The sequence below is a fragment of the Corynebacterium sp. genome, from assembly GCF_030532715.1.
GTDB lineage: Bacteria > Actinomycetota > Actinomycetes > Mycobacteriales > Mycobacteriaceae > Corynebacterium.
Map to the genome: position 1 here is coordinate 549,454 of NZ_JAUNKO010000001.1, position 24,671 is coordinate 574,124.

At 59.4% G+C, this 24,671-nt stretch carries 23 protein-coding genes; 9 read left to right on the forward strand and 14 right to left on the reverse strand.

The window, feature by feature from the left end; translation table 11 throughout:
• Positions 1–109 precede the first annotated feature (109 nt).
• The 8 genes from Q4D83_RS02530 to Q4D83_RS02565 form a co-directional block, all read right to left on the reverse strand.
• The gene (locus Q4D83_RS02530) at positions 110–817 is read right to left on the reverse strand and encodes a hypothetical protein (protein ID WP_303172669.1); all 708 of its coding nucleotides are present in this window, start codon (positions 815–817) and stop codon (positions 110–112) included.
• Positions 814–1,296: a hypothetical protein gene (locus tag Q4D83_RS02535; protein WP_303172671.1), complete on the reverse strand. Its 483-nt coding sequence runs from the start codon at positions 1,294–1,296 to the stop codon at positions 814–816. The genes Q4D83_RS02530 and Q4D83_RS02535 overlap by 4 nt, the downstream gene beginning before the upstream one ends.
• Before the next feature lie 329 nt (positions 1,297–1,625).
• Positions 1,626–2,996: a radical SAM protein gene (locus Q4D83_RS02540; protein WP_303172673.1), complete on the reverse strand. Its 1,371-nt coding sequence runs from the start codon at positions 2,994–2,996 to the stop codon at positions 1,626–1,628.
• Between the two features lie 24 nt (positions 2,997–3,020).
• Complete coding sequence (locus Q4D83_RS02545; RefSeq protein WP_303172676.1) at positions 3,021–4,085, reverse strand: hypothetical protein; 1,065 nt, start codon at positions 4,083–4,085, stop codon at positions 3,021–3,023.
• A gap of 1 nt (position 4,086) precedes the next feature.
• Positions 4,087–4,854, reverse strand: coding sequence for an ATP-binding cassette domain-containing protein (locus tag Q4D83_RS02550; RefSeq protein WP_303172678.1), 768 nt, complete (start codon positions 4,852–4,854; stop codon positions 4,087–4,089).
• Between the two features lie 4 nt (positions 4,855–4,858).
• Complete coding sequence (locus Q4D83_RS02555; protein ID WP_303172681.1) at positions 4,859–5,038, reverse strand: hypothetical protein; 180 nt, start codon at positions 5,036–5,038, stop codon at positions 4,859–4,861.
• A gap of 130 nt (positions 5,039–5,168) precedes the next feature.
• A complete protein-coding gene (locus Q4D83_RS02560) occupies positions 5,169–5,309 on the reverse strand; it encodes a subtilosin A family bacteriocin (RefSeq protein ID WP_303172684.1) in 141 nt (46 codons plus the stop codon).
• A 1,134-nt stretch (positions 5,310–6,443) separates the two neighbouring features.
• Positions 6,444–7,064: a DsbA family protein gene (locus tag Q4D83_RS02565; RefSeq protein ID WP_303172686.1), complete on the reverse strand. Its 621-nt coding sequence runs from the start codon at positions 7,062–7,064 to the stop codon at positions 6,444–6,446.
• Between the two features lie 276 nt (positions 7,065–7,340).
• Here Q4D83_RS02565 and pepN point away from each other — a divergent pair, with 276 nt between their 5' ends.
• The 7 genes from pepN (at position 7,341) to Q4D83_RS02600 (ending at position 16,993) form a co-directional block, all read left to right on the forward strand.
• The gene (gene pepN, locus Q4D83_RS02570) at positions 7,341–9,890 is read left to right on the forward strand and encodes an aminopeptidase N (protein WP_303172689.1); all 2,550 of its coding nucleotides are present in this window, start codon (positions 7,341–7,343) and stop codon (positions 9,888–9,890) included.
• A 110-nt stretch (positions 9,891–10,000) separates the two neighbouring features.
• Positions 10,001–10,384: a hypothetical protein gene (locus Q4D83_RS02575; protein ID WP_303172691.1), complete on the forward strand. Its 384-nt coding sequence runs from the start codon at positions 10,001–10,003 to the stop codon at positions 10,382–10,384.
• Between the two features lie 2 nt (positions 10,385–10,386).
• Positions 10,387–11,868, forward strand: a complete 1,482-nt coding sequence (locus tag Q4D83_RS02580) for a cell wall metabolism sensor histidine kinase WalK (RefSeq protein WP_303172693.1) — start codon at positions 10,387–10,389, stop codon at positions 11,866–11,868.
• Positions 11,865–12,527 (forward strand): response regulator transcription factor, encoded by a 663-nt coding sequence (locus Q4D83_RS02585; RefSeq protein ID WP_303172695.1) that lies wholly within the window; start codon positions 11,865–11,867, stop codon positions 12,525–12,527. Before Q4D83_RS02580 ends, Q4D83_RS02585 begins: the two co-directional genes overlap by 4 nt.
• A gap of 5 nt (positions 12,528–12,532) precedes the next feature.
• Positions 12,533–14,092 (forward strand): SLC13 family permease, encoded by a 1,560-nt coding sequence (locus Q4D83_RS02590; protein ID WP_303172696.1) that lies wholly within the window; start codon positions 12,533–12,535, stop codon positions 14,090–14,092.
• 80 nt (positions 14,093–14,172) lie between these two features.
• Positions 14,173–15,393: a glycerate kinase gene (locus tag Q4D83_RS02595; RefSeq protein WP_303172698.1), complete on the forward strand. Its 1,221-nt coding sequence runs from the start codon at positions 14,173–14,175 to the stop codon at positions 15,391–15,393.
• A 100-nt stretch (positions 15,394–15,493) separates the two neighbouring features.
• Positions 15,494–16,993, forward strand: a complete 1,500-nt coding sequence (locus Q4D83_RS02600) for a Tat pathway signal protein (RefSeq protein ID WP_303172699.1) — start codon at positions 15,494–15,496, stop codon at positions 16,991–16,993.
• Between the two features lie 6 nt (positions 16,994–16,999).
• On the opposite strand, the gene Q4D83_RS02605 is transcribed toward Q4D83_RS02600, so the two are convergent.
• Positions 17,000–17,815, reverse strand: coding sequence for a PrsW family intramembrane metalloprotease (locus Q4D83_RS02605; protein WP_303172700.1), 816 nt, complete (start codon positions 17,813–17,815; stop codon positions 17,000–17,002).
• Positions 17,812–18,327 (reverse strand): hypothetical protein, encoded by a 516-nt coding sequence (locus Q4D83_RS02610; protein WP_303172701.1) that lies wholly within the window; start codon positions 18,325–18,327, stop codon positions 17,812–17,814. The genes Q4D83_RS02605 and Q4D83_RS02610 overlap by 4 nt, the downstream gene beginning before the upstream one ends.
• Here Q4D83_RS02610 and Q4D83_RS02615 point away from each other — a divergent pair.
• Both Q4D83_RS02615 and Q4D83_RS02620 read left to right on the forward strand, forming a co-directional pair.
• A complete protein-coding gene (locus tag Q4D83_RS02615) occupies positions 18,317–18,706 on the forward strand; it encodes a globin (RefSeq protein WP_303172703.1) in 390 nt (129 codons plus the stop codon). The two genes, Q4D83_RS02610 and Q4D83_RS02615, sit on opposite strands and share 11 nt — an antisense overlap.
• 4 nt (positions 18,707–18,710) lie before the next feature.
• Entirely contained in the window at positions 18,711–20,327 is a 1,617-nt protein-coding gene (locus Q4D83_RS02620) for an FAD/NAD(P)-binding protein (RefSeq protein WP_303172705.1), read from the forward strand.
• A gap of 18 nt (positions 20,328–20,345) precedes the next feature.
• Here the strand turns inward: Q4D83_RS02620 and Q4D83_RS02625 are convergent, their stop codons facing one another.
• The 4 genes from Q4D83_RS02625 to ettA form a co-directional block, all read right to left on the reverse strand.
• Positions 20,346–21,476, reverse strand: a complete 1,131-nt coding sequence (locus Q4D83_RS02625; protein WP_303172706.1) for a cystathionine gamma-synthase — start codon at positions 21,474–21,476, stop codon at positions 20,346–20,348.
• Positions 21,477–21,571: 95 nt separating this feature from the next.
• Positions 21,572–22,252 carry a hypothetical protein gene (locus Q4D83_RS02630; protein WP_303172708.1) on the reverse strand — a complete coding sequence of 227 codons (681 nt, stop codon included), beginning with the start codon at positions 22,250–22,252 and terminating at the stop codon, positions 21,572–21,574.
• Positions 22,252–22,692 (reverse strand): thioesterase family protein, encoded by a 441-nt coding sequence (locus tag Q4D83_RS02635; protein ID WP_303172709.1) that lies wholly within the window; start codon positions 22,690–22,692, stop codon positions 22,252–22,254. The genes Q4D83_RS02630 and Q4D83_RS02635 overlap by 1 nt, the downstream gene beginning before the upstream one ends.
• A gap of 272 nt (positions 22,693–22,964) precedes the next feature.
• On the reverse strand, positions 22,965–24,635 hold the full coding sequence (gene ettA, locus Q4D83_RS02640) for an energy-dependent translational throttle protein EttA (protein WP_303172711.1): 1,671 nt from the start codon (positions 24,633–24,635) through the stop codon (positions 22,965–22,967).
• Positions 24,636–24,671 lie beyond the last annotated feature (36 nt).

Here is a 24,671-nt window from a genome sequence, read left to right on the forward strand (position 1 = left end):
TGATATTTCAGCGAAATGCCGCGTGGGAAAACTCAACCGCACCGACACCAAGGAAAGCGCCATCGCGCACACCACCAACCCGAAAAACCTCAGCCTCATCAGCAGTCGGCTACGCGGATTCATAACGCATGTACTCCATGACTACCTGGGCGCATTGAATCGGCTGCCCCATCGCTAAGGCGATATCCGCCATGCTCCAATGCCCGCCGTACCAGCGGCTACCCAGCTGCTGTACGATCGGATCATCACGCCGCATCGCGCCCACAATGTCCGCTAGCCGCAGGTAGGTGGGCTTCCATAGCTCGGAGTCTGCCTCCAGCACAAGGCAATCCCGAATGCCGCAGCGCAGCATCTGCTCGATGTCCGCGCAGCGCACCGCCTGCAACTCACGCATGCTGCCAAGCACACTGCTGTTTTTGATGCCTTGGTACCGCTCCAGCTCGGCGCGCAAAATACGCCGTTCTTGGCGCCAGCGTTCCTCAGTACACCTACCGGACAAAAACGCTTTCGCATCGAAGTCGAATCCTGCGGGCAACACGAAAAAGCACTGGATGGCATGGTCGGTGGTAAACGCGTTCCAACTCCCGCCCGCGAAAAACACAGTGCGTAACAATTCCTCGTTTGCCCGCAACAGGTAGTGCTCCGCGAAGTGCGGGCGCGTAGCCGCCGCACACTGGGGGCGCAGCCGCAGCTCCACCACCACGATTTTGCAATCGAAGGGCCACGCCGCCCGGCAGGTCACCACGTCAACCGCGTTGCCGTTGCCCAATCGGTCACGCTTGAAGGCGTGCTCTTGCAGTAGTTCAGCGGTCATCATACAAACTCCGCCTCAAACCCTGCCCCGTACAACTCTTCGATCGCCGACTCCGCCGTGACCCTCGCAATTTCACCCATCAACATGCCCCACGTGCACTCCGGATTCAGCAACCGATACGGGATTATCGACGCCGCGCGATACATCAGCGGCTGCATCCGCAAGTTCAGCAACATGCCGGCCTGCGCACCCGCAATGGATTGCTCGATCCAGGACTTGGAGCGCAACACACCAAGCAGGCATTCCAACAACACGTCTAGCTCCGTGAAGCGGCGGAACGCGAATGAGAGACGCAGTGAAAGTGAGGCATCATCGAACAGTGCCTCGCAGTCGTAGCACAGTCCCGCGTTGACCACCGCGCGCATTGGGGAGTACGGATTCGAATACTGGAATAGCCGGGTGAGCAGGCGCCACGCAACGAAGCGGGCGCATGAAAAATCCCCGAGTGGCTCAAACACCAGCGCCCCAGAACGATGCGGCACATTGGCTAGACTGGTTTTTGCAATCGAACCAATACGTACCTGCGGTGGCGCATAGTGGGCAAAGAATTCTTCCTCCGAGACAAAACTCAATTCTCTGCCCACAAGCTTAACTACCGCTGGTAGCAAACTGGGTTCTGACGAAAAAGCCACTGGGTAGTATTCAGTATAATAGTTTCCAAGAAAATTGAAACGTACCTTCGCATCGCTGCGGGATCCCGGGCCAGAAAAATCGGCCGCGCATTGCCGCAACAGCGGCTTGAGCTGCTGCGATTGCGCATAGGAAAACCCCGTGCGAGACAACACCACATGTTGATTCATTGGGCCCGCCCTCACAAACAAGCCGCATAGCGGGCCACTAAGGTTTCCGCTTCATTGTCCCGAACCCACGAGCAATACGCTTCCGGCTCCCGCGTAGCGTTGACGCTGAGCGCGTGCAATAAACAACCCCGACAATAGGTTGCATGTTCGCAATCTTTCGGGCAGCCAGTGTGCTGAGACGGCGCGGGAATTTCCCGCAACTTCAATGCCACGGAATTTCCTGCAAGCTCATCCCAGGAAGACTCCCGAACATTTCCATACGAGAACGACTCGGGAAATAAATTGCACGGCCGCAGATCGCCGTTGGCGCTGATCACCACGGAATTAGAACCGGCCCCACAATTCGCCCGCACCGCAGCTTCGGAGCGTTGCTCTTCCTGCACCACCGGAATAATGTCCCGGTATTTTTCGACGATTTCCGCCAAGTAGTCAAGGTAGTCGCGCCCTTCCTGGCCGGTTTGCCGTTCCACCATGTCTTTGCCGCGACCAAACCCCTCAATGAAGTTAAACACAAACATTCGCGCACCAAGATCATGGGCCTGTTGAGCCATGGCATCAACCTCCCACATGTTGTCGTCGAAAAGCACGGCGCTGATCCGCACAAACACACCAGCCTCCGTGAGGCGCCGAACATTCGCGCAGGTTTTCTCGTATGCGCGGCGGTGATTGCGTAACCGGTTGTGCGTTTCCGCTTTCGCCGAGTCAAGCGAAATAGACACCGTGACACGTTCGCGGTGCGCTACCAGCATCCGCAGCACGCGTTCGCTGAGAATGGTGCCGTTTGTAAAAACCGCAACCTCCGAAAACTCCCGTAAGGAAATATCCAAAATTTCGGCGAACTGAGGGTGCATAAACACCTCTCCACCGGTGAGTTGAAGGCGATACACGTGTGCGTCATGCATTTCTCGGCACAATGCTTCGAATTCTTCAACGTCTAGGCGGTCATTGCGCTTCGGCCCGGCGGAAAGGTAGCAATGATCACAAGCCTCGTTGCACGTATTGGTGATTTCCACAATCACCGACCGTGGGGAGGATGGCCGCGCCGAATTCAATACCGGAATTTCAATGGTTTCCGGTAGCGAAGTCTCGTCTGATTCGCACACTCGGATGGCTTTCCGATCGACCATCTCAAGCACGAAGCGTTCAATCCAGCCGCGGGCCTGCGACTCGTCCAAATGATGTGCTGCGCAAAACGTGGTAACGAATGAGGATGCCTGTTGACATTGCTGCAAATGCCGCAGCAGCGTGACGGCGGAATCATTGACATCAAAACCGTCCCACACTTCCGCACCCTGGTCATTGGGCTTTTTGTAGGCGACCGTATTTCCGTTTGTGGTGGAATATATTTTCAGCTCAGGGGCTGGTTGGAGAAGAAGTTGCATGAGGTTACCTCGGGTAGCGAGTTGTTACACCATGGCCCCGAAAGTGAACTCGTATGCGACGATGCAGATGCCAGCAGCCAACACAGCCACGTATTTGCGGGGGTGCCGGAACACGTCGCGCTCTGTTTTCACGTTCACCAATGGGAACCTGATTTCCAAAAACACGCTGATTGCGGTGGCAAGCAGCGCAATACACAAACCAAATGCAATGTCGAGCGGTTGGACGAGGCCCAACCAGGCCGCAACAATATAAAGAAACGCCATCCCCAGCACAAACACCGGCAGCATCGCCGCAGCCATGCGCAATGCGGTTGCCTTTTCATCACCAACCAGGCGAATCTGGTCGCGGGTATCGTGCTCGCGGCTGAGAATCGTGGTCACTGGCGTGTTCACACAGGCCAGACACCAAAACACACGCACGGGCCCCTGTTCGCTGCCGATCATATACACCAGAACGGCGGCGAAGATGTTGATGATCAGAAAGCTACTCCAAGCCCGGGAATCCAACAACGTGTTCACGAGGAAATAATTGTTGAATTTCGTGCGCACGAATTGCGCAAAGCGGGACTCCCCGGTGGTCGGCGTGCGCGGCAACACGCACGGAAATTGATACATCGACACCAAGACGATTATGGCGAGGACGATGCCTAACCAAGGCTGCACGTATTGCGCCACTGCACCAAGGCATAGCGCGATGCCGAAACCAATGAGCGCGGCACGCTTCACCGGAAGTGCGTGCGAGAGAAAAAGCGTTGCGCCAATGAGCAACACGAAGACTAGGAGTGACACGAGCTGGATAGCAGTACCTTGGCCAATGGCAAGCAATATCACCACGAGTGGGATGAGCACTTCGAATACGAATACCGCGCACGCCACACACACATAGGCCGCAACCATGGTTTTTTCGCGCACCGGATAGAGCAATAAGTTTTCCAGCCTGCCTTCGCTTAACCAGCCGTTGCGGACCGTGCGCACGAAAAACACGGCGCTCACGCTCAAGCCGAGAAACAGGGCGTCGTAACGCATCGGCGGAATCAAATCGGAGAGGAAAAACGCCATCGTCGAAACAACGACGCACGTAATGATCACACTACGGCTCAAAAATTCGCCGATAACGGCGTGGATACCCCACCGCAGATCCAGGGTTCGCAGAGAGGAGCTGGACAACATCTTTTGCTTCCCGCGGCACATCAAATGGGCCGCTCAGTTGACCGTCTTTAAGAACGTACAGCAAATCGCAACACCGCGTAAACGACTCCGCAATGTGGGAACTTAGCAGCAGCGAATGTCCCTTCGCGGAATATTCATTAATACAGTGGTACAAAAACTCGGTGCCAACAAAATCCAGGAAATCTACCGGTTCATCAAGGAACAACAGCGGGCGATCCAGCACAAACGCGCAAATCAACCGCGCCTTTTTATTATTGCCGCTGGAGAGGTCTTGCATCTGTTTGTCTTGGTGCGCGCCGAAGTTAAATCCTTCAATCAAGGATTCAACAAATGCTGTTTCCGGCTCGACGCGGTACACTCCGCACAAATAGTCGAGGAATTGATGGAAGCTCCAGCTGAAGAAGCTACGGTCCTCCGCAAATACGGTGTAGCGCTGTGCCTTAAACTCACGTTTATCAGGGCCAGTTAGATTAGCCTCAAACGAGAACTTGCCGCATTCCCAGCCGGCCAGCAACCCAGACAGCCCTTTAATCAGCGTGGTCTTGCCCGCGCCGTTGCCGCCGAGAAGGCCAACGACCTTTCCTGCTGGGATCTCCAGTTTGGCCGCCGAGGCAATCACGGTGTCCGGCTTGTACCAAACTTTGATGTCCTCGGCCGCCAACCTAGGGGCCTCGATGTCCGGCGCCATGAGATTAGTCAGCTTTCTTCGCACTCGCGGTACGTTTCACCGCGGCTTGGATCGTGCCCACTGCAAGCACCAATGTACCTGCACTCATGATCAGGCTATCGGGGCCAACCCCGTTGCGTGCGAACAACATGGCGGTGATTCCGGCGAAGATTAGGGTCAAAATTGCTTTGATGACGAAGTTCATGATCATCTCCTAGTGCATCTTCATACTGCGCGGAACAATGATTTGGTATCATTGATCCTAACACCACCGAGCGCTCAGACTCTGGAAAAAGAAACGAACGCTCGGTGGGGTTGGAGGATTGGGGTTCGCACTAATGGATATGGAACAGTGCGAGCCCCAATCCGAACTCAAAGTCCGGAATCGGACCAGTGATTGCACAGAGTGCGCCAGCGGAACATGCGGAGCACTTTGAACCATTGACCACCTCAGCCGGTGCTAATTCGGTGTTCATTTTCGCCTCCTTTCTTTCGACACAATCGACCGTACGCTTCGCATATTTTTTGCGCTAGCTCAAAATTCGCCGCGCACTGTAAGATATTTCATATTGTTACGCTTTGCGCCTTCATGTTATTTTCATTTTTCTTATTCTGAATGGCAATAATTTCGCACAGCCAACTAGAAATCTTCGGGGACCACTTTCAGCTTCACCGGCGTTGACCTGCACTTTTTCCGCCCCAGACGGCACCTCCCGCCGGGTCTGCGGGCAATACTTTTGCGTTAAGGAAGCTTCTGGAGAAAAAGCACGAACAGATCACATCCGCATCTACTTCACGCAACATTTGCGACACCAGACCCCGCGATATAACGACGATTCAGCAAATAGTTACTTGTTCTTTGCCTTACTCAAGATATGCGTTCCGACGTGCGAAAACGATAAGGATTGCCCACAAAGTGCAATGCAGCACAACGATATCAAGCACGATTTATAGTGCATTTGCGTAGCTCTGGCGCACGCAAGAATTGGAACAATGCAATCGTTCGAACCACACCATTCAAGCCATTTTCTTTCACCGCGCGCATCAATTACACGCGCCCACTTGGCAAATTTTTGCAGGAAACGCGATTGTTTTGCATTACGATAACGCGCCCGAAGTTCACGCACATATGCGACACCGGAAACGATACAGAAATTCGCTATTGTGTTCGTAGATTCGTGCGATGTATGACTTTTTCAGCAAACCCAAATTTTAAAAATATGCTCACACTTCGCCCCGCCCCCGGTACTTTGCATCCAAGGCCCACCGGGTGACCTTAACCAACCCCCAAATGTGGGTAGTCGAGGAAGTTGCGATCCACGCCCGCCCCAGGCAACCTCCCGCGACCACCTCACCCACCACTCGCCCGCCGCTTGCGTCCCCACACGGCCGAGGCTCCCCCTCACTTAGCGCCCCCATTGTAGGGGTCTTGATAACGCGGCGGGCGACAACACCGATCGAAACCACTGAGAAACACCTCGAATTTCTCGCCGTGCGCGCACCGCACCATCCCCATGCCACGGCAGCCCCGAAAAACCGCTAGCCCACACACACAAGACCCCTGGCCCCCGCATGACCCCCCGACCCCCGATCCGCCCCGCTAACCCTAGCTAGTCGAACTTGGGCTCTTCGTTCCTGCTGCGTTTGATTTCGAAGAAGTGCGGATACGCGGCGAGTTGTACGGTGGCGTCGTAGAGTTTGCCCGCCTCTTCGCCGCGCGGAATGCGAGTAAGCACCGGTCCGAAGAACGCGACGTCTTCCACTTTGATCACGGGAGTGCCTACCTGGTCGCCCACTGCCTTCATTGCTTCATTATGGAAGGAGCGGAGTTGTCCGTCGAGGGTGGTGGTGTACGCGGCGTCGAAACGCTCAGGTGGCAGCCCGCAGCTTTCAAGGGCGGCGATGAGCGTGTCCTGGTAACCGGTTTTGCTGTACTTAGGCCCGGCGCCATTGTTGTGGATGCGGGTGCCTAGCTCGGTGTAGAACGCGTCGAGGGCGTCGATGCCGTCGTGGACTGCAACGGCTGCGACGACGCGCGCGGGCGCCCATGCTGCTTCCATCAGGCGCTGATAGTCGCCGGGCAGGTCGCGGCCATGGTTGAGCACGGCAAGGCTCATCGGCCGCCACTCCACCTTCACGTCGCGTACCTGTTCTACTTCTTTCATCCAGCGGGAGGTGATCCAGCAATAGGGGCAGATTGCGTCAAACCAGAATGTGACGTGTTTGGTCATATTTCTCACCGTACTTCCATGCTCGGAGCTGTTCGATTGTTTGTACTATTTCTTGGTTGCGCTTAGCCCGTGTTGGTGCCTCGCCACATGAATCCTCCACACCCCACGCCCGGATTCGCGCTGCGGCACAAGACGCTGATGTGCGTTGTCCAGCGCGGATACGGCGCTTTTCGCGTGAACTCGGGTTCATTCCCCCATCGTAGCTAGCGGCGGCGCGCAGCGGGAGGGCTGTAGGACAATTCTCGGCCACAATTCAGGGTTACTACGCTTAGGCTCATGACCTCTTTGAATCTCACGCGCGCGGAAGCTCGTGCCCGCGCCGAGCTCGTCGATGTTGAACATTACGATATTTCACTCGACCTCACCCAAGGCGAATCTACGTTCTCCTCGATCACCACGGTTCGGTTTCGTTCCGCCGCCGGCACCACGTTTATTGACCTACGCGCGCAGCGCATCGAGGAAGCGCTTCTCGACGGCCGCGACATCACCCCCACAACCTACTCCCCGGAAGCCGGCCTTGAGCTGGAATTGACGGAAGGGGAACACCAGCTGCGGATCACGGCGCGCTGCGAGTACACGCACACCGGGGAGGGTTTGCATCGTTTCGTCGACCCGGCGGATAACCAGACCTATCTTTACACTCAGTTCGAAACCGCCTTTGCCAAACAAGTATTTGCCTGCTTTGATCAGCCGGACATGAAGGCCACCTACAGCCTGCAGGTCATCACACCGCTGGGCTGGCGGGTAATCAGCAACGGCCGGGTGGCAACCCACACGCGGGCGGACGCACTAGTGCACACCTCGGCGATCGAATATCCGCTGTCCACCTACCTGGTGGCGGTGTGCGCTGGGCCTTACCACGAGGTAACTGATACCTGGCGGGGTCGGCTCACACACCATCCAGAGACTCCGGCGGGGCAACCGGAGGAGCTGGAGGTCCCGCTGGGGTTGTATTGCCGCCAATCGCTGGCCGAACACTTGGACGCCTCCCGACTCTTTACCGAGACGAAGCAAGCGTTCGACTGGTATCACGAGCATTTCGGCGTGGCGTACCCCTTTGACAAGTACGATCAGATTTTCTGCCCGGAATACAATATCGGCGCGATGGAAAATGCTGGTTGCGTTACCCTCCGCGACGAGTACGTGTTCGCCTCCAAGGTGACGGGCAATATGTACGAGCGCCGCGCCAACACTGTGCTGCACGAACTGGCGCACATGTGGTTCGGGGATCTTGTCACCATGCAGTGGTGGGACGACCTGTGGCTCAACGAATCTTTTGCCACGTGGGCCGCCGCGGCGAGCCAATCGGAGGCAACGGAGTACCGCAACGCATGGGTGACCTTTGCCAATGTGGAGAAGTCGTGGGCGTACCAGCAGGACCAGTTGCCGTCCACGCACCCCGTGTACGCGGACGCCCCAGACGTGGAGACGGCCGAACAAAACTTCGATGGCATTACCTATGCGAAGGGCGCGTCGCTGCTAAAGCAATTGCAGGCTTATGTTGGCCGCGATGCGTTCCTCGCGGGCGTGCGCCAGTACTTTGCCGACCACGCGTTCGGTAACGCGACGTTTGAGCAGCTCTTGGGGGCGTTGGCCGCGGCGTCGAAACGCGATTTGTCGGGGTGGGCGAACCAGTGGCTTACCACGACGGGCATCACCACGCTACGCCCGCAATTTACGGTACAAAACGGCTGTTACACGTCGTTTTCCGTGGTGCAGGAAGGCGATCCACGTGATCACCGTATCGCCGTCGGCCTGTATTCGCTGATCGACGGCCGCGTGCACCGAACCCACCGCGTGGAACTCGACATCTCCGGCAACCGCACGGACGTTCCAGAACTATTGGAAGCCCCGGCGGCGGACCTAGTGCTCGTCAACGACGACGACCTCACCTATTGCACGCTGGGCTTGGACGCGGACTCATTGCGATTCGTGCGCGCGCACATCGATGCGATTACCGACCCCATGCCGCGCACCTTGTGCTGGTCGGCGGCGTGGGAAATGACCCGCAACGCACAAATGCGCGCCCGCGATTTCCTCGAGCTGGTGATTCGCGGGGCGCACGCCGAAACCGAAATCTCCGTCCTCGAGCGGGTGCTCAACCAAGCGTGTGTGGCGGTACAACACTACGCCGACCCAGCCTGGGCCGAAGCAGAGGGCCACGAGCGGCTCTCCCGCTTCCTTCTCGACGCCGCGCGCACCGCCCAACCCGGCTCGGACGCACAGCTGGCGTATGTCAAGGCCCTTGGTCGGGTGCGCCTGCACCCCGAGGCGCTGGAGTTCTTTGAGTCCCTGGATCTTGCGGGGCTTACCGTTGACCGAGATCTGCGGTGGTTGGCGTTAACGGCCCGCATCGCCCACGGAAACGTGAACGATGTCACGTCCATCATTTCGGAAGAGTTAGCCCGCGATAACTCGTCCACAAGCCAATTGTTTGCTGAGCGCGCCCAAGCAACGGTGAATACCGCCGAAGCGAAACTGAAAACCTTTGTGTCATTGACCTCGGGCGAGCTCAGCAACCTCCAATTGCGCCATCAGCTAGAGGGATTCACATGGGTCGGTGCGGAGGAAAACCTCGCGCAATTCAATCAGCGTTTCTTTGAGTTAGCCCCAAGCATTTGGGCTGGAGGTTCGCATGAAATCGCGCTGAAAACTCTGGTTGGGCTCTATCCTTCTTGGGATGTTTCGGAGGCCGGAATCGCCCGCGCGGACGCGTTCCTCACATCTGCTACGCACCCAGCGGGGCTAGTGCGAATAATTTCGGAAGAGCGTTCTAGAGTCGAACGCGCGCTGAGAAACCGCAGGTACGACGCCCGCAATGCTTAGAAAAACATGACACAACATAAGCGCGAAGGGTTGGTCGGGGGTAGCGAAGATGAAGAGCATTTCATCTAAATCTCACCCGAGCTTCACTTTCGCGTTTCATACTGAAATGTATGAAAAATCTTGGACGCTTTGTGCCTCTGGTTGGAGCACTCGGAGGTCTCGTGGTGCTCGCAGTGGGTGGCACGGCGCTTGCGGGTGGCACAGCCGAGCCCAAGATTGATCCAAAACCCGTCACGTTTAAGGTCACCACGACTGTCACTGAAAAAACGGAGGAAACCCAAACTTCGGAGCCGGCACCGGAACCGCAACCTGACCCAGTGCCGGAACCGATCCAGAACAACCCGCCGCCGCAGGTGCCGCATCAGCCGGCGCCCCCACCGGCGGCTCCCCCTCCGTTGCCTCCCCTCCCTCAAATCGAAATCCCCATCCATATCCCACCGTTTGTTCCCCCGGTGGTTCTTGACGATGACGACTTTGACTTTGAGGATGATTGATTTTGAATTGGATTGGCACTTCAGTTCGTTGGCGAATCGTCCTGTGGATTGTTGCGACGGTATTGTTGGCGCTCCTCGCGGTGACGCTGACTACGCGAACCATATTGCGTTCGCAGGTCGTAGCGGAAGCAAACTCGTCAGTCGAACTAGAAATTAACGAATTTAGAGCCTTCGTAGAGCAAGGCACAAACCCGAAAACCTCGAAACCGATTACAGATACCCGCGAGCTCATTGAGTTGTATTTGGCGCGCCAGATGGTTGCTCCGGATGAATTATTAGTGGGCCGCGCAAACGACGCTTTGTTGCAGGTGGACTTGTCTGCGTTAACGGAAAGCTACATTCCGAAAGACAAGGACAAACTCGGCAAAGTTGTTGGGCAGATTATGGATTCCCAGGAAGTTTCCGGCGTGTTGCACGATTCGGAGCTGGGAACGATTCACTGGGGCCGCGTGGACGTGGTGGCCAACAATAGGGAATCTGGTTCCTTCGCGGTCATGGTGTTTACGGACGAGTCGCAGCGCCAGGTCACCGAGCAGACCGCGGTGATCGCGAGCGTCGGCGCCGGCGGTTTGGCGATGACGGTCTTGATCGCGTGGTTGGTGGCGGGCCAGATCTTGGTGCCGATTCGAAACCTGCGCAAGGTGGCGTCCGGCATTACGGATACGGATCTGACCCGCCGCGTGCCGGTGGCGGGCAGCGACGAGATTGCCCAGTTGGCGTTGACGTTTAACGATATGCTGGACCGTCTGGAGGACGCGTACCAGGTGCAACGGCAGTTTGTCGACGACGCGGGCCACGAGCTCCGCACCCCGATTACGGTAATCCGGGGGCAGCTGGAGTTGTTGGAGGTGGCCACGGAAGACCAGCGCGATCGGTCGGTGGCGTTGGCGATTACTGAGCTGGACCGCATGACGCGCATCGTCACGGACCTGCTGACCCTGGCCATTGCCAACTCCGCCGATTTCATTACCACCGCCCGGGTGGATGCGGCGGAGCTGCTCATCGATATTGAGGAAAAGGCCTTGGTCATGGCCATCCGCGATGTTGTGATCACGGGGGTCGCGGAAGGGCAGGTCATCCTTGACGAGCAGCGCGTTACGCAGGCAATGTTGGAGCTGTACAACAACGCGGTAAGCCACACCATGCCTGGTGATCAAATTGAGCTGGGTAGCGCGTTTTTGAACACCGGCCCGGACCGGCTGCTTCGCCTCTGGGTGAAGGACCATGGCCCTGGCATTCCGGAGGATAAACTTCCTACACTGTTCGACCGGTTCACGCGCGCTGATGGCGGTAGCAGGGACACCCGCACGCGCAATAAGCACGGCGCGGGCTTGGGCTTGTCCATTGTCCGCGCCATCGCGGATGCCCACAATGGCTGCGCGTGGGTCGAATCCACGATCAATGTAGGGTCGACGTTTGGTTTGGATCTCCCAGCCCCGGAAATTATTGACCTGGAAGCAGATATTTTGGAGGACTCTGAATGAGCCGCATCTTAATCGCAGAGGATGATCATGGCATCGCCGACTTCATTCACCGCGGTTTAACCGCCGCGGGGTTTGCTTGCACCATTACCGAAAGTGGTGATGAGGCGTACTCGCTTGCCAATTCCGGCGCGTACGATCTGCTCATTTTGGACCTTGGCCTACCGGAGGTAGACGGCGGCGAGGTGCTCAGCCAGCTACGCAAGGCGAAAAACAATCTGCCGGTCATTGTGCTCACCGCCCGCACCAAGATTGAGGATCGCGTGCGCACCCTCGAGGGCGGGGCGGATGATTACATGCCCAAGCCGTTCCAATTTGCGGAGTTGCTGGCGCGGGTGAAGCTGCGGTTGACGGACCGCAGCACCCGCGATAGCGACACCAATATCTTGTCCCGGGGAAACTTATCGTTGGATTTGCGCACCCAGCGTGTGCATGTGGCAGGTAAAACGCATGATTTGACGCGGCGGGAAGCCAGCCTGCTGGAAACGTTTTTGCGTCACCCTGACCAGGTACTGTCCCGCGCCCAACTATTGAGCAAGGTGTGGGGCATGGATTTCGACCCTGGCTCAAACGTCGTTGACGTGTACGTGCGTACCTTACGCAAGAAAATCGGCGCGAAGCGTGTGGAAACTGTTCGCGGAACGGGGTATCGGCTGAGGTGAAACCAATGCGTGACGAATGCACGACAACCGTTCCCATCAAAGCCGTTGAGCTGCCCGAAGAGGGCGAGACGACGCAACCCGCTCGGTGGTCCACCAAACCCCCAAGCCCGCAGCACAATGAACGCCCCAAAACGGAGTTCACCATGCCTCCGTGGCGCAGAATCGCGCCCCCGATCGTCGGAATGCTGGTGATGTTGCTGCTGTTGAGCCGCATGCCAGCCTCGTTAAGTTCGGATGGCAAATTCACCCTGGCCGTGTTTGCGGCGGCGATTTGGTTTTGGGTATTCACCAAGATCGACGACACCTACATTGCACTCAGCGCGGCCACCATCCTCACCGTAGCCGGCGCGATCCCCGTGCCGGAGCTGTATGCAGCACTGGGCGACGACACCTTGTGGCTACTCATCGGCGCTTTCATCATCGCCTCCGCGGTGTCCGCCTCGGGGCTGGCGGAGCGCGGCGCGCTTGGCATTACCCGCGGGGTGACCTCCCCGCGCGTCTTGGTGCACCTTGTCACCCTGACCATCGTGTGCACGGTGTACGCCGTACCCGCCACGTCGGGGCGCGCCGCATTGGTGATCCCGGTGTTTCTGGCGCTTTCGCACGCCCTTGGTGAACGGGACCGTTGGCTCACCCAGAGCCTCAGCCTCGTCTTCCCCGTCACTATTTTGTTTTCTGCGGTGGGCTCCCTGATTGGCGCTGGCGCGCATCTGATTACCAATCAGATTTTGTCCGCCAACGGGCTCGAGGCGTTTAGCTTTACCCAATGGTTGCTGTTTGGCCTGCCGCTGGCGTTGGTGTCTTCGCACGGCGCGGCGGAGATCATTTTGTTTGTCACCAGCACCAAGGAGCAGCGCAGCTCAGAGATCGACATTAACGCGGATTCGTTTACGGAAAGTTCCCGCGCGTTGTCGTCCTGGGAGATCCGCACCTTGCTGATCTTGATGATCTCCGTGGTGCTGTGGAGCACGGAAAACCTGCACGGCTTACCGCCCGCCCTGGTGGCGTTGATCGGCGGACTGCTGATCACCTGCCCGTGTTTCGGCTCCGTTACCCTCGCGGATTCCATCAAGAAGATCCCGTGGTCGCTGCTGCTGTTTATGGCGTCTACCTTGGCGATGAGCCGGGCGCTGACAAACACCGGCGCGGCGGAGGTATTGGCGCGAAGTTTGCTGAGCACGCCGTCACACAATGTGTTCGCCGGGATTGTGTTTGTGGTCATGGTGATTGTGCTGTCCACGTTTGCGCATTTGGTGGTGCAGTCGCGGTCCGCGCGCTCCGCGGTGTTGATTCCATTGGTGGTGTTGCTCGCCCCGAGCGTGGGTGTCAATCCCCTGGCGGCGGCGTTTGTGTCCACTGCGGCGGCGGGTTTTTGCCACACGCTGCCTGCGTCGGCAAAGCCGTTAGCCATGTTTAAAACCCTCGGCGCGGAGACCAATACCGCCGTCTTTAATGAGTCGCAATTGTTGCGCCTCGCGGTATTTTTGCTGCCTCTCCACCTTGTGCTTTGCATCGTGTTCGCGTTTGGAATCTGGCCGTTGTTGGGACTTCCGGTGTTCCAGTAAATTGCGTCCGCGCGGTGGGTATTTGCCTGCGCGCGCGACCGCATTGTTTGTTGTAGTTGATGTGAGGAATATTGCACTCGATGACCGTTTATATGCCCGCTCGTATTTTGGTTGCCCCTTCCGGATTCAAGGAAAGTTTGTCTGCAATTGAAGTTGCTGATGCTATTGCCGCAGGGGTTCGGCGCGTGTTTCCAGGCGTGCACGTGGATTGCTTCCCGGTACCGGACGGAGGGGAGGGAACGGTAGAGATTTTCACCACCCGCCCAGGCGCGGTGCCGCACACATGCACGGTTGCTGGGCCCGTCGGGGACCCTGTCGACGCTACGTGGCTGGAGTTGCCCAACGGTACGGCGATTGTGGAAATGGCCTCTGCCGCGGGCTTGCGTCTCGTGCCGCGAGACCAACGTGACCCAGGCGCTACCTGCACGTTTGGCGTCGGCCAGCTGATTGCGGATGCCCTTGACCACGGCATGCGGCGCATTATTGTGGGTTGCGGAGATTCCGGCACCTGTGATGGTGGTGCCGGCGCACTGCGGGCGCTGGGTGTGCGCATTTTGGATTCCCACGGCAATGATGTGCCACGCGGCGGTTCCGCGCTTCTCGATGCCGCCGCCATCGACGCCTCCAACCTCCATCCCCGCTGGCACGAAGCCCGCGTCCAGCTCGCCTGTAACGTGCACAACGTGTTGACCGGCCCGCGCGGGGTGGCGGCCGTGTTTGGCCCGCAAAAGGGCGCGACCCCAGAGCAGGTTGCGCTTCTCGACGCCGCGCTCAGCAACTTCGCCAGCCTCCTCACCGAACACCTATCCCCTACTCTTGATGTGCACTCCGGCCCCGGCACCGGCGCGTCCGGCGGATTGGGTGCCGGTCTCGCGGCCATCGGCGCCACGCTGGAAAACCGCTTCGATGTGCTGCTTGGGCTTGCCCCTACGGAATCGGCCGAAAGCTTGGACGATTTAATGGCGCAGGCGGATCTTGTGCTTACTGCGGAAGGCGCCATCGACTTCCAAACGCCGCGCGGAAAAGTTCCGGCTGAGATTGCCCGCCGCGCGCAAGTGACCGGCGTGCCCGTCATCGCGTTGGCGGGTTCGCTTGGCAAGGGCGCCCCAGCAGTCCACGATGTGGGTATCGACGCAATCGCTTCCATCCTGCACATCCCCATGGATATCGAACAAGCTGTCAAACACGGCGGCACGCTCCTCACGGACGCCACGGAACGCACCATGCGATTGGTGCAGCTAGGCTCCGTCATGCACGGTCGATGCGCACGGAAAGCCCACCACGGGCGCCCAGGGAACTGAGACCACCAACACCGATCTATTAAGTGCACAACCTTAAAATTGGGTGCATTATCAACTTTGGGCCAGCTGATTTTTAGCTTGTCGGCCTAGGCTTTGCACTATGAAACGCCGTGGCTTTTTAAAACTCGTCGCATTGTCGGCGGCGCTCAGCGCATGCACAAACAACGCGACAACCACCTCCAGCCCCGCCGACTCTTCCACCGAGGACGCGTCCAAATTGGCGTTCGATTCCAAAGGCTTCGTGGAAAAGACCACCACGATCGGCGACGCGAACATCACCTACCGGGAATGGTCGAACATAGTCTACGTATCCAATCCAGTGGATACGGACTACCAATCGCTGGTGATCAAGCAACCCACCGAAATCAACGGCGAGCGCGTCGACTCCACCTCGTTGCCGATCGTGCTGGCCTTAAATATTGGTGGCTATCTGTCTTCGTCGCCGAATAAGCAGGGCGGCCCGGGCGGCCCCATCGACGCCACGGGCGTCCCACCGACCGGAAACCCGAGCGGGCCTCCCGGCGGCGGCGAATCCCCCGGCGATGGTGTCGCGTCAGGGTCCGGCGATCAGGTAGCGGGCGGGCGTCGAGTAGACAACGGCGACCAAGCGCTCGCTGGCGGGTTGACTGTGGTGGTCCCCGGGGCCCGGGGCCGCGATAACCAAGCCGAGGACGGCACCTACTTTGGCAAGGCCCCCGCCGCGATCGTGGATCTTAAGGCCGCGGTGCGCTATTTGAAAGCCAACGCCGACGCCATCCCTGGTAACACGGAACGCATCGTTTCCAGTGGTAGTTCCGCGGGCGGCGCCCTGTCGGTGTTGTTGGGCGCCTCCGGTGATAGTGACCTTTACGCAACGGAGCTTAAGGCCATCGGCGCGGCGGATGCCTCGGATGCGATCTACGCGGCCGCGGGCTACTGCCCCATCACCGATTTGGAGTACGCGGACGCCGCCTACGCGTGGTGTTTCCAAGAAACCAGCGACGAAGCCAAGGCCCTAGCGAAACAATTCGACGCCCGGATGCAGGACCTCAAGCTGAAAAACTCCGACGGCAAGGAACTCACCGCCGACAACCTGGCCAACCACATCTTGAAGGAGCACATCCGCCCGGCTGCGAAACGACACCTCGAGGGATCATCCCCTGAGGAACGTGCCGCCTACGAGGCGGAGCAGCCGTGGGTGGCGAAAGATTTCAGCTGGGATGAATTCATCGCCTCGGTGGATCGCAAGAAAACCAGCCCGGCGTTTGACAAGCCCGATTTGAGCAGCGGCGAGAACATCCTGTTCGGCAGCACCACCGAAAACGCCCGGCACTTTACCGAACAAGGCCAATCCGGCGCGGTTGCCGAGGACGTCCAACAAGCCGTCGAGCAGATGAACCCCATGGCTTTCCTGTTAGATGAACACAAGCAGCGCGCCAAGCATTGGTTCCTGCGGGTGGGCACCAAGGACACGGACACGAGCTACAGCGTCGTAAGCAACCTGGATTCCCTCCTGCAACGCATTGGCGATTCTGTAGACACCGCCTTTTATTGGGACGCGGGCCACGGGGCGAACCTTGACCCCGACAAGTTTGTCGCCTGGGTGAAATCCCTCGGCTAGCCTCGGCTAACCGCGACGCGCCCGCGCGTATGTGCCGCGGGTGGCTGCGGCGGTGAGCTGTTTGACTAGGAGGAGCAACGCGGCGTCGATAATGAGCATTTTGCAGAGGATTGCCGCGAGCCCGCTGCCCAGGTTGAGGGGGCTATTCCAGAAAAAGTGGCAGCCGTACGCGCAGAGAACCAACCCGGCGCCGGCCCACCAGCGGCGGTCCAACAGCAGCATCACGCCCACCCCGGCGAAGGCGGAAAATGCCCAATGCGAGGCCAGCGCGGTGATCAACCGGATCACGGCGGTGAGCAGGGCGCCCTCCACGTCACTGTTCGGGTCTTCCACGGCGCCGCGCGCAACGTAGACGATATTCTCGGCGGTTTGAAAGCCCAAGCCCACCCAGGCCCCGATGGCGAAACCTTCGATCGGGTGGCGTAGGCCGCACAGCAGCACGATGGCGAAGATGAGCACGGTTTTCGCCCATTCTTCAGTAAACGGCCCGGCGATGGCGGGCTGCCAATCCTCCGCGTGGTTGGGGATGACAAAGTAGAGGAATTCGAAGGCGCGATTGCCTTGCATGGCCACCCATGTGGCGGCGCAGGCCCCGACCACAAAGGAAAACCCGGCGATGTGCAGCGGCAGCGGCCGTAGGCTGGTGCTGTGGCTGATGAGCACGCCGCACAAGATGGGCGCGAGTAATACCACCGCGCTGCCCGCGAGCACCGCAGTGGAATATCGGGGGATCATCATGTGCGCGTAAGAGGCGTAGCCCACCACCCCGAGGATGAGCATCACCCACCACAGCGCGGAGCGCGGCTGATACAGGCCGCTCATGTGGTGTGCACCTGGAGTTCGCGGATAAGTTCCTCGATTGGTGCGGGTTGGGTGGCGTCCGTGCTCGTGGAGGTAATTGCCACGAGATAGTCCTCGTGGGTGATTACGGTGCATTGCCCACCGGCGGCGTCGGCGACGAGGCTGCACCGGTAGCCTTCGTAGCGGGCGCCGTAGAGTGGGGCGTCGATGCGCGCGTTGCCCATGCGGTTCGTCACGTAGCGTTCGGCGGCGGCTACCGGGTCGCGCACGCCGCTCACAATGCGCACCGCAATCCGCTGCGTGCCCCGCTCATACATTCGAAGGTCACGGTTGGTTCCCAACGTACGCTCGAAGCCGGACGGCACCTGGAAGGTGGCGATACCGCGGCCCACGCTGACTTGTTCCAACCCGGCGGCGACGGTGTGGCGCGGAATCACGGCGTTGAGCGACGCGGGCACCGCCCACGGTACGGCGAGCAAGCAGAGGACCAACAGTGCGATTCGAACATCGCGGAGGAATAGAGTGGAGACCATGGAAACCTTCTATGACAGAGTCGGCGGCGAGGCTACGTTTCGGGATATCGTCCACCACTTCTACCAGCAGGTACGCACTGATGACATCTTGGGACCAATGTATCCCGCGGACGATTGGCAGGGCGCCGAGGACCGGCTCCGCATGTTTCTCGCCCAGTACTGGGGCGGGCCGCAAACCTACCAAGCCGAACGCGGGCACCCCCGACTGCGCATGCGCCACTTCCCGTTTACTATCGACGCCGCGGCCCGCGACCGCTGGCTGCTACTCATGCGCAACGCGGTAGAGACCATCGACAGTGACACGCTCGACGACGCGCACCGTGCCGCCCTGTGGGACCACATGGAACGCGTGGCCAATATGCTCGTGAACGCGGAATAATCGCATGGAAATCGCCATTATCGGGGGCGGCCCGCGCGGGATCTCCATCTTGGAGCGGCTAACCGCTGCCACGCCCGCCACGCCACTACGCATCCACGTTATCGACGCCGTGCAGCCAGGTGCCGGCGAAATCTGGCGCACGGACCAAACACGCATTCTATGCATGAACACCTTGGCCGGGGAGGTGACGCTGTTTACCGAGCCGGGCGCCTCGGTGCGCCTGCCGGTGCGCGAAGGCCCCACGTTGTTTGAGTGGGCGGGCGGCGCTTGGCCCGCCGCTTCCCACCCGCCACGCGCCGTGTATGGCGAGTATTTACATTGGGTCTACACCTGGGTGCTCGAACACTTACCCGATAACGTGACCGTCTTTGAACATACGGACCGAGTGGTAGGTATCGACGGCACGACGCTTCAGCTCGCCAGCGGGCGCAGCATCACCGCCTCCCGCATCGTCTACGCGGGAGGTTGGCTGCGCACTGAAGACACCCCGGCGCCGCGCCGCGTAGCCCCGGATAATCCGGTGGCCCAGGATTATTCCGGCATTCCCGCCGGGGCGGACGTGCTGGTGCGCGGGTTGGGTATGGGTTTCTTTGACACGATGGCGCTCCTCACCCTGGACCGCGGGGGATCATTCCACCCCCACCCGGATGGCAGCAACAGGCTCCGCTACCAGCCGAGCGGGGAAGAACCCAGGCTGATTGTTACCTCGCGGCGGGGTTATCCTTACCTGCCGAAGCCGGACTACAGCGGCGAACTTCCGCCGCCCGCCACATTGGCCAATACTCGGCGGGTGGCTCGCCAGTTGCGGGATCAACCAAGCATTGATTTCGGCGCGTCAGTGCTGCCCGCGATCATGGAAGATGCGCGGCTCGCATACAATCCCGCGGTGAGCGCCACGGAATTTAAGCAGGTGTTGGAACGAGTGGCGTCCCCATGGGACACCCCGGGAACGCTCGAAAGCATTACCGAATTGGTCGCGGAAGAGCTGCGCGGGGATATTGCGGAGGCCGCCCTAGGCGCGGCTTCTCCCCTGAAATCCGCCTTGCGGGAAATAGGCGCTGCCCGTAAAACCGTAACCCTGTTGGGTGCAGGTGGCCGCTACACCCCGGATTCTATGCGCAGTTCGTTCAAGAACTTTATGGCTTTCGCCCGGTTGGTCGGTTCCGGCCCGCCGGCGTTCCGCAGCCGCGAACTCTTGGCATTAGTGGAGGCCGGGATCGTACGGTTCGCGGGCCGTGCGGAGTCCTTAGACGGCAGTTTTCGTTTACGTTCGCGCGACCTCGTTGCACCCGTGCACGCCGATTATCTGATTGAGGCCCGTCTACCTGCACCGGATATCCGCCGCACCGCCGACCCTGTGCTCCGAGACCTGTTGGCGCAGGGGCGGATCCGACCGTTTTGCCTTCGCAATGGCTCGCCCACCGCTGCCATCGATGTGGAGGTGTCCACTGGGCGGGTTATCCACCGCGATGGAACTGTCGACGAGACATTCCATGTGGCGGGCATCCCGCTCAACACGCTCATTGGATTTACCACTATCAGCCCAATTCCCGGCACGGATGCCCCTATGCTGCAAGAAACCGACCGTGTGGCACGAAGCCTGCTTGGTTGGCAAGGGTGAACGAATGCGGGTTGTAGGCTATGCCGCGGGCAGTGCGGCGGCGATATCTGCGAGGAGGTCGTCCAAGTCTTCGATGCCTACGGAGATTCGCACCAAGTCACGCGGGACTTCCAGCTGGGATCCGGCCGCGGATTGATGCGTCATGGTCGCGGGATGTTCGAGCAGGGATTCGACACCACCGAGGGATTCTGCGAGGTAGATGAGTTTGGTGTTGGTACAGAAATGGCGGGCGGCTTCCTCGGAGTGGAAACGCACGGAGATCATGCCGCCGAAGCCGCTCATTTGGCGGCGCGCCACCTCGTGCCCAGCGCAGGACGGAAGCCCCGGATAGAGTACTTGTTTGACCTGCGGCAGAGTTTCCAAATATTCGGCGATTGCTTGCGCGTTGCGGCAATGCGCGGCCATGCGAATGGGCAGGGTTTTGATGCCGCGGATGGTGAGATAGGCGTCGAAGGGGCTGGGGATCGCACCGGCACCGCCCTGCAGAAATGCGAGCTGCTCATCGAGTTCCGCGTTGTTGGTCACCACCAAGCCCCCGACAACGTCGGAATGCCCGCCAAGGTATTTCGTTGAGGAGTGAAGCACAACGTCCGCCCCCAAGCTCAGGGGTTGCTGTAGGTAGGGCGTGGCAAAGGTATTGTCCACCACCAAGGTTGGGGCGGCGGCGAGCGCACGGATCCCCGCAATATCGGCAATGTTTAAGGCAGGATTGGTCGGGGTTTCCACCCAAATCACCTTGGTGTTCGGCCGCAGGGCTGTGGACACATCGTCGAGGTTCGATAGATCCGCGACGGAGTACTCCACGCCCCAGGCGGCGAATACGGTGTCGATCAGCCGGTAGGTGCCGCCGTAGGCGTCGTTGCCGAGCACGATGTGGTCGCCGGGGCGCACCGTCGAGCGCAGCAACACGTCCGTAGCGGCCATGCCGGAAGCGAATGCGCGAGCAAACTTCGCGCCTTCGAGTTCCGCCACCAGCGACTCCAGCGCAGCGGTAGTTGGGTTGCCGCAGCGGGTGTACTCAAACCCGGCGCGCAATTCGTTCAAACCGTCCTGCACGAACGTGGTGGAAGCGTAAATCGGTGGATTCACCGCACCCAAGGCATCGGGGGAATACCCGGCATGAACGGCGGAAGTGGCAAAACCTGGCATGAGCGTGCGGCCTTTCTCTCGGAACGAATACCACGAGAATAGACCAAGCTGTTCAGATAAGCGACTTTGCAGGTAGACCATGCAGTCTAAGCGGGCTAGAGGAGGTTTACCCCGCCCCGCATCAACCACACGGTGCCGTACGCGGCGTCGAGACGCACCCACCGGTCAAGCGCGGAAACCCGCAAATGGCGGGGCACATCAGCATCCGCAGAACTACCCAACCCTGGCACAAACCCAAGGTTCACGCACGCAAAAATCATGCGCATGGGCACCCCCACCTCCACCTCGCTCCCACGGACGCGCAGCACTTCCTGCTCGAGCAGCGACGCAGGCGGGCCAACCGACGTGGAAAACTGCCGAACCAACTCCTTGCCCTTGCCGGCGAGGTCCGCAACCACGGCAGCGGGAACCTGATCCAGCAGCACAAACCCAGTAGCAGGCGGCAGCACACCGGGCCACAACGCTTGCGCTTCCGGCGCCTCCCCCGCCACCGCGTCCGCCGGCCCAACATCCCCCGCGGTGCCAAGCAACGCAGCAAGATCAGCGGCGCGCACCACTACACCGCCCGCCGACCCCGAACCGCCCGCTACTGCGCCATCACCGACCGCACCGTGGGCGGAACGGGATGCGAGCACCCCAAACGGAGTGTGCACGAACACATCAACGAATTCGCCGCGCTGCCGCAGGCGGGCGAGGGACGCGGCGTCGAAACGCATGGCGCGCTGCAGCATCGCCGCAACACCACGCGCACCAGCAGAAAACTCAACGTGCGCCATTAATTTCCCCGCAACAGCACGGCTTTTTCGTCCTCCCGAATGGGGCGGGGCATGCCCGTGCCGAGGTCGATAAATACCTGCGTACACACAATCACGCAGCACGGCTTGCCGTACCGATCCTTTACCCGCTGGGTAGTAGCAAACGACGTTCTGCCCACATAGGTAACCTGCGTATCAACCTCAACCAGCTCCGTGTCCGGCATAATCGGGCGCACATAATCCACCTCAAGGCGGCGAATAAACACCGCCGGAAGCTCCTCAATGACGTTATCGCCAAACCCATCCGCCGCGAACTTCGCCCGCGCCTCATGCGCAAGCTCAATGTAGGCGGCGTTATTGACGTGACCAAAGCGATCAAAGTCCGACCACCGGAGTTTCACTTTGCAAGTGTGAATCAAACCACCTTCAACCTGCCCAGACTTTACGGTAGCTTCAGCCATTCTCTTTCAAATCCTTTCACACAAACCCGGCTCCGGCGCCGAATAACCCCACAGGGTACACGCAACATCACCCGAAGGTCACACACCTAAAAATCTTTTGCAAAGGAAATCATAGCAACCGGCAGCACACAAGCCCGGCACACCCCTTCCTCGCACTGGAGTGCACTCTAACGTATTCGAACGGGTGAACGCGCACCGACATGGATAGCGCAAGCGGTGTAGGTGGTTTCGGCAGTTTGGGTGGAGCCGCGCCCGCAGGCGCGGAACCACGGCTAGCGGGTCAGCTTGCGGTGCGTCACGCGCGACGGGCGCGCGGCGTCCGGGCCTAGGCGCTCCACCTTGTTCTTCTCATATTCCTCGAAGTTACCTTCGAACCAGAACCACTTACCTTCCTCAACGTTGCCTTCCCAGGCAAGGATGTGGGTACAGGTGCGGTCCAGGAACCAACGGTCGTGGGAAATCACCACCGCACAACCGGGGAACTTCTGCAACGCGTTTTCCAGCGACGACAAGGTTTCCACGTCGAGGTCGTTGGTGGGCTCGTCAAGCAGGATCAGGTTGCCGCCCTGCTTGAGCGTCAACGCCAAGTTGAGGCGGTTACGCTCACCGCCAGACAGCACCTTAGCGGGTTTCTGCTGGTCCGGCCCCTTAAACCCGAATGCCGAAAGGTACGCGCGGGAAGGCATTTCATTCTGGCCGACGTGGATATAGTCCAGCCCGTCAGACACGACCTGCCACACGGTCTTTTCCCCGTCGATGTTTTCGCGCCCCTGATCCACATAGGAAAGCTGCACCGTTTGGCCGACCTTCACGTCGCCGGCGTCGGGCTGCTCCAAACCGACGATGGTTTTGAACAGGGTAGATTTACCCACACCATTGGGGCCAATCACGCCAACAATGCCGTTGCGCGGCAAGGTAAAGGAAAGGTCCTTAATGAGGACGCGGCCGTCGAAACCCTTTTCGAGGTTGGTCACCTCAACAACCTGGGAGCCCAAGCGCGGCGGCGTGGGAATCTGAATTTCCTCAAAGTCCAGCTTCTTGTACTGCTCGGCCTCCGCAACCATTTCCTCATAGCGCTGCAAACGCGCCTTGTTCTTCGCCTGCCGAGCCTTCGCCCCAGAACGCACCCACGCCAACTCCTCGCGCAGCCGCTTCTGCAGCTTCTGGTCCTTCTTGCCGGCAACTTCGAGGCGCTCCGCCTTCTTCTCCAGGTAGGTGGAATAGTTGCCCTCGTAGGGGTACAACTTGCCGCGGTCAACCTCGCAAATCCACTGCGCTACGTGGTCCAAGAAGTAACGGTCGTGGGTAACGGCGAGCACGGCGCCGGGGTATTTCGCCAGGTGCTGTTCCAGCCACAGCACGCTTTCCGCGTCGAGGTGGTTCGTAGGCTCGTCCAGCAGCAGCAGGTCCGGCTCCGAAAGCAATAACTTCGCCAACGCTACTCGACGCCGCTCACCACCAGAAAGGTGGGTCACCGCCTCGTCCCCAGGGGGGCAACGCAACGCATCCAGCGCCTGCTCAATTTTCGAATCAATCTCCCAGGCTTCCGCCGCGTCCAACTCCTCCTGAAGTTTGCCCATTTCCTCCATGAGCTCATCGGTGTAGTTGGTTGCCATCTCCTCAGCAATCGCCTCAAAGCGCTGCTTCTTTTGGAAAATCTCCCCCAAGCCCTCTTCCACGTTTTCGCGGACGGTCTTCTCCTCATTCAGCGGCGGCTCCTGCAGCAGGATCCCCACCGTGGCACCGGGCTCGAGGTAGGCGTCACCGTTGGAGGGTTGGTCGATGCCCGCCATGATCTTCAGAATCGACGACTTACCAGCGCCGTTCGGACCCACCACGCCGATCTTGGCGCCTGGGTAGAAGGCCATAGTGACGTTATCAAGGATGACTTTTTCGCCGTGGGCTTTGCGCACGTTCTTCATCGTGTAGATGAACTCGCCCATGTTTCCCCTTAAGAATGATTGGAATTGCGGTTGAAC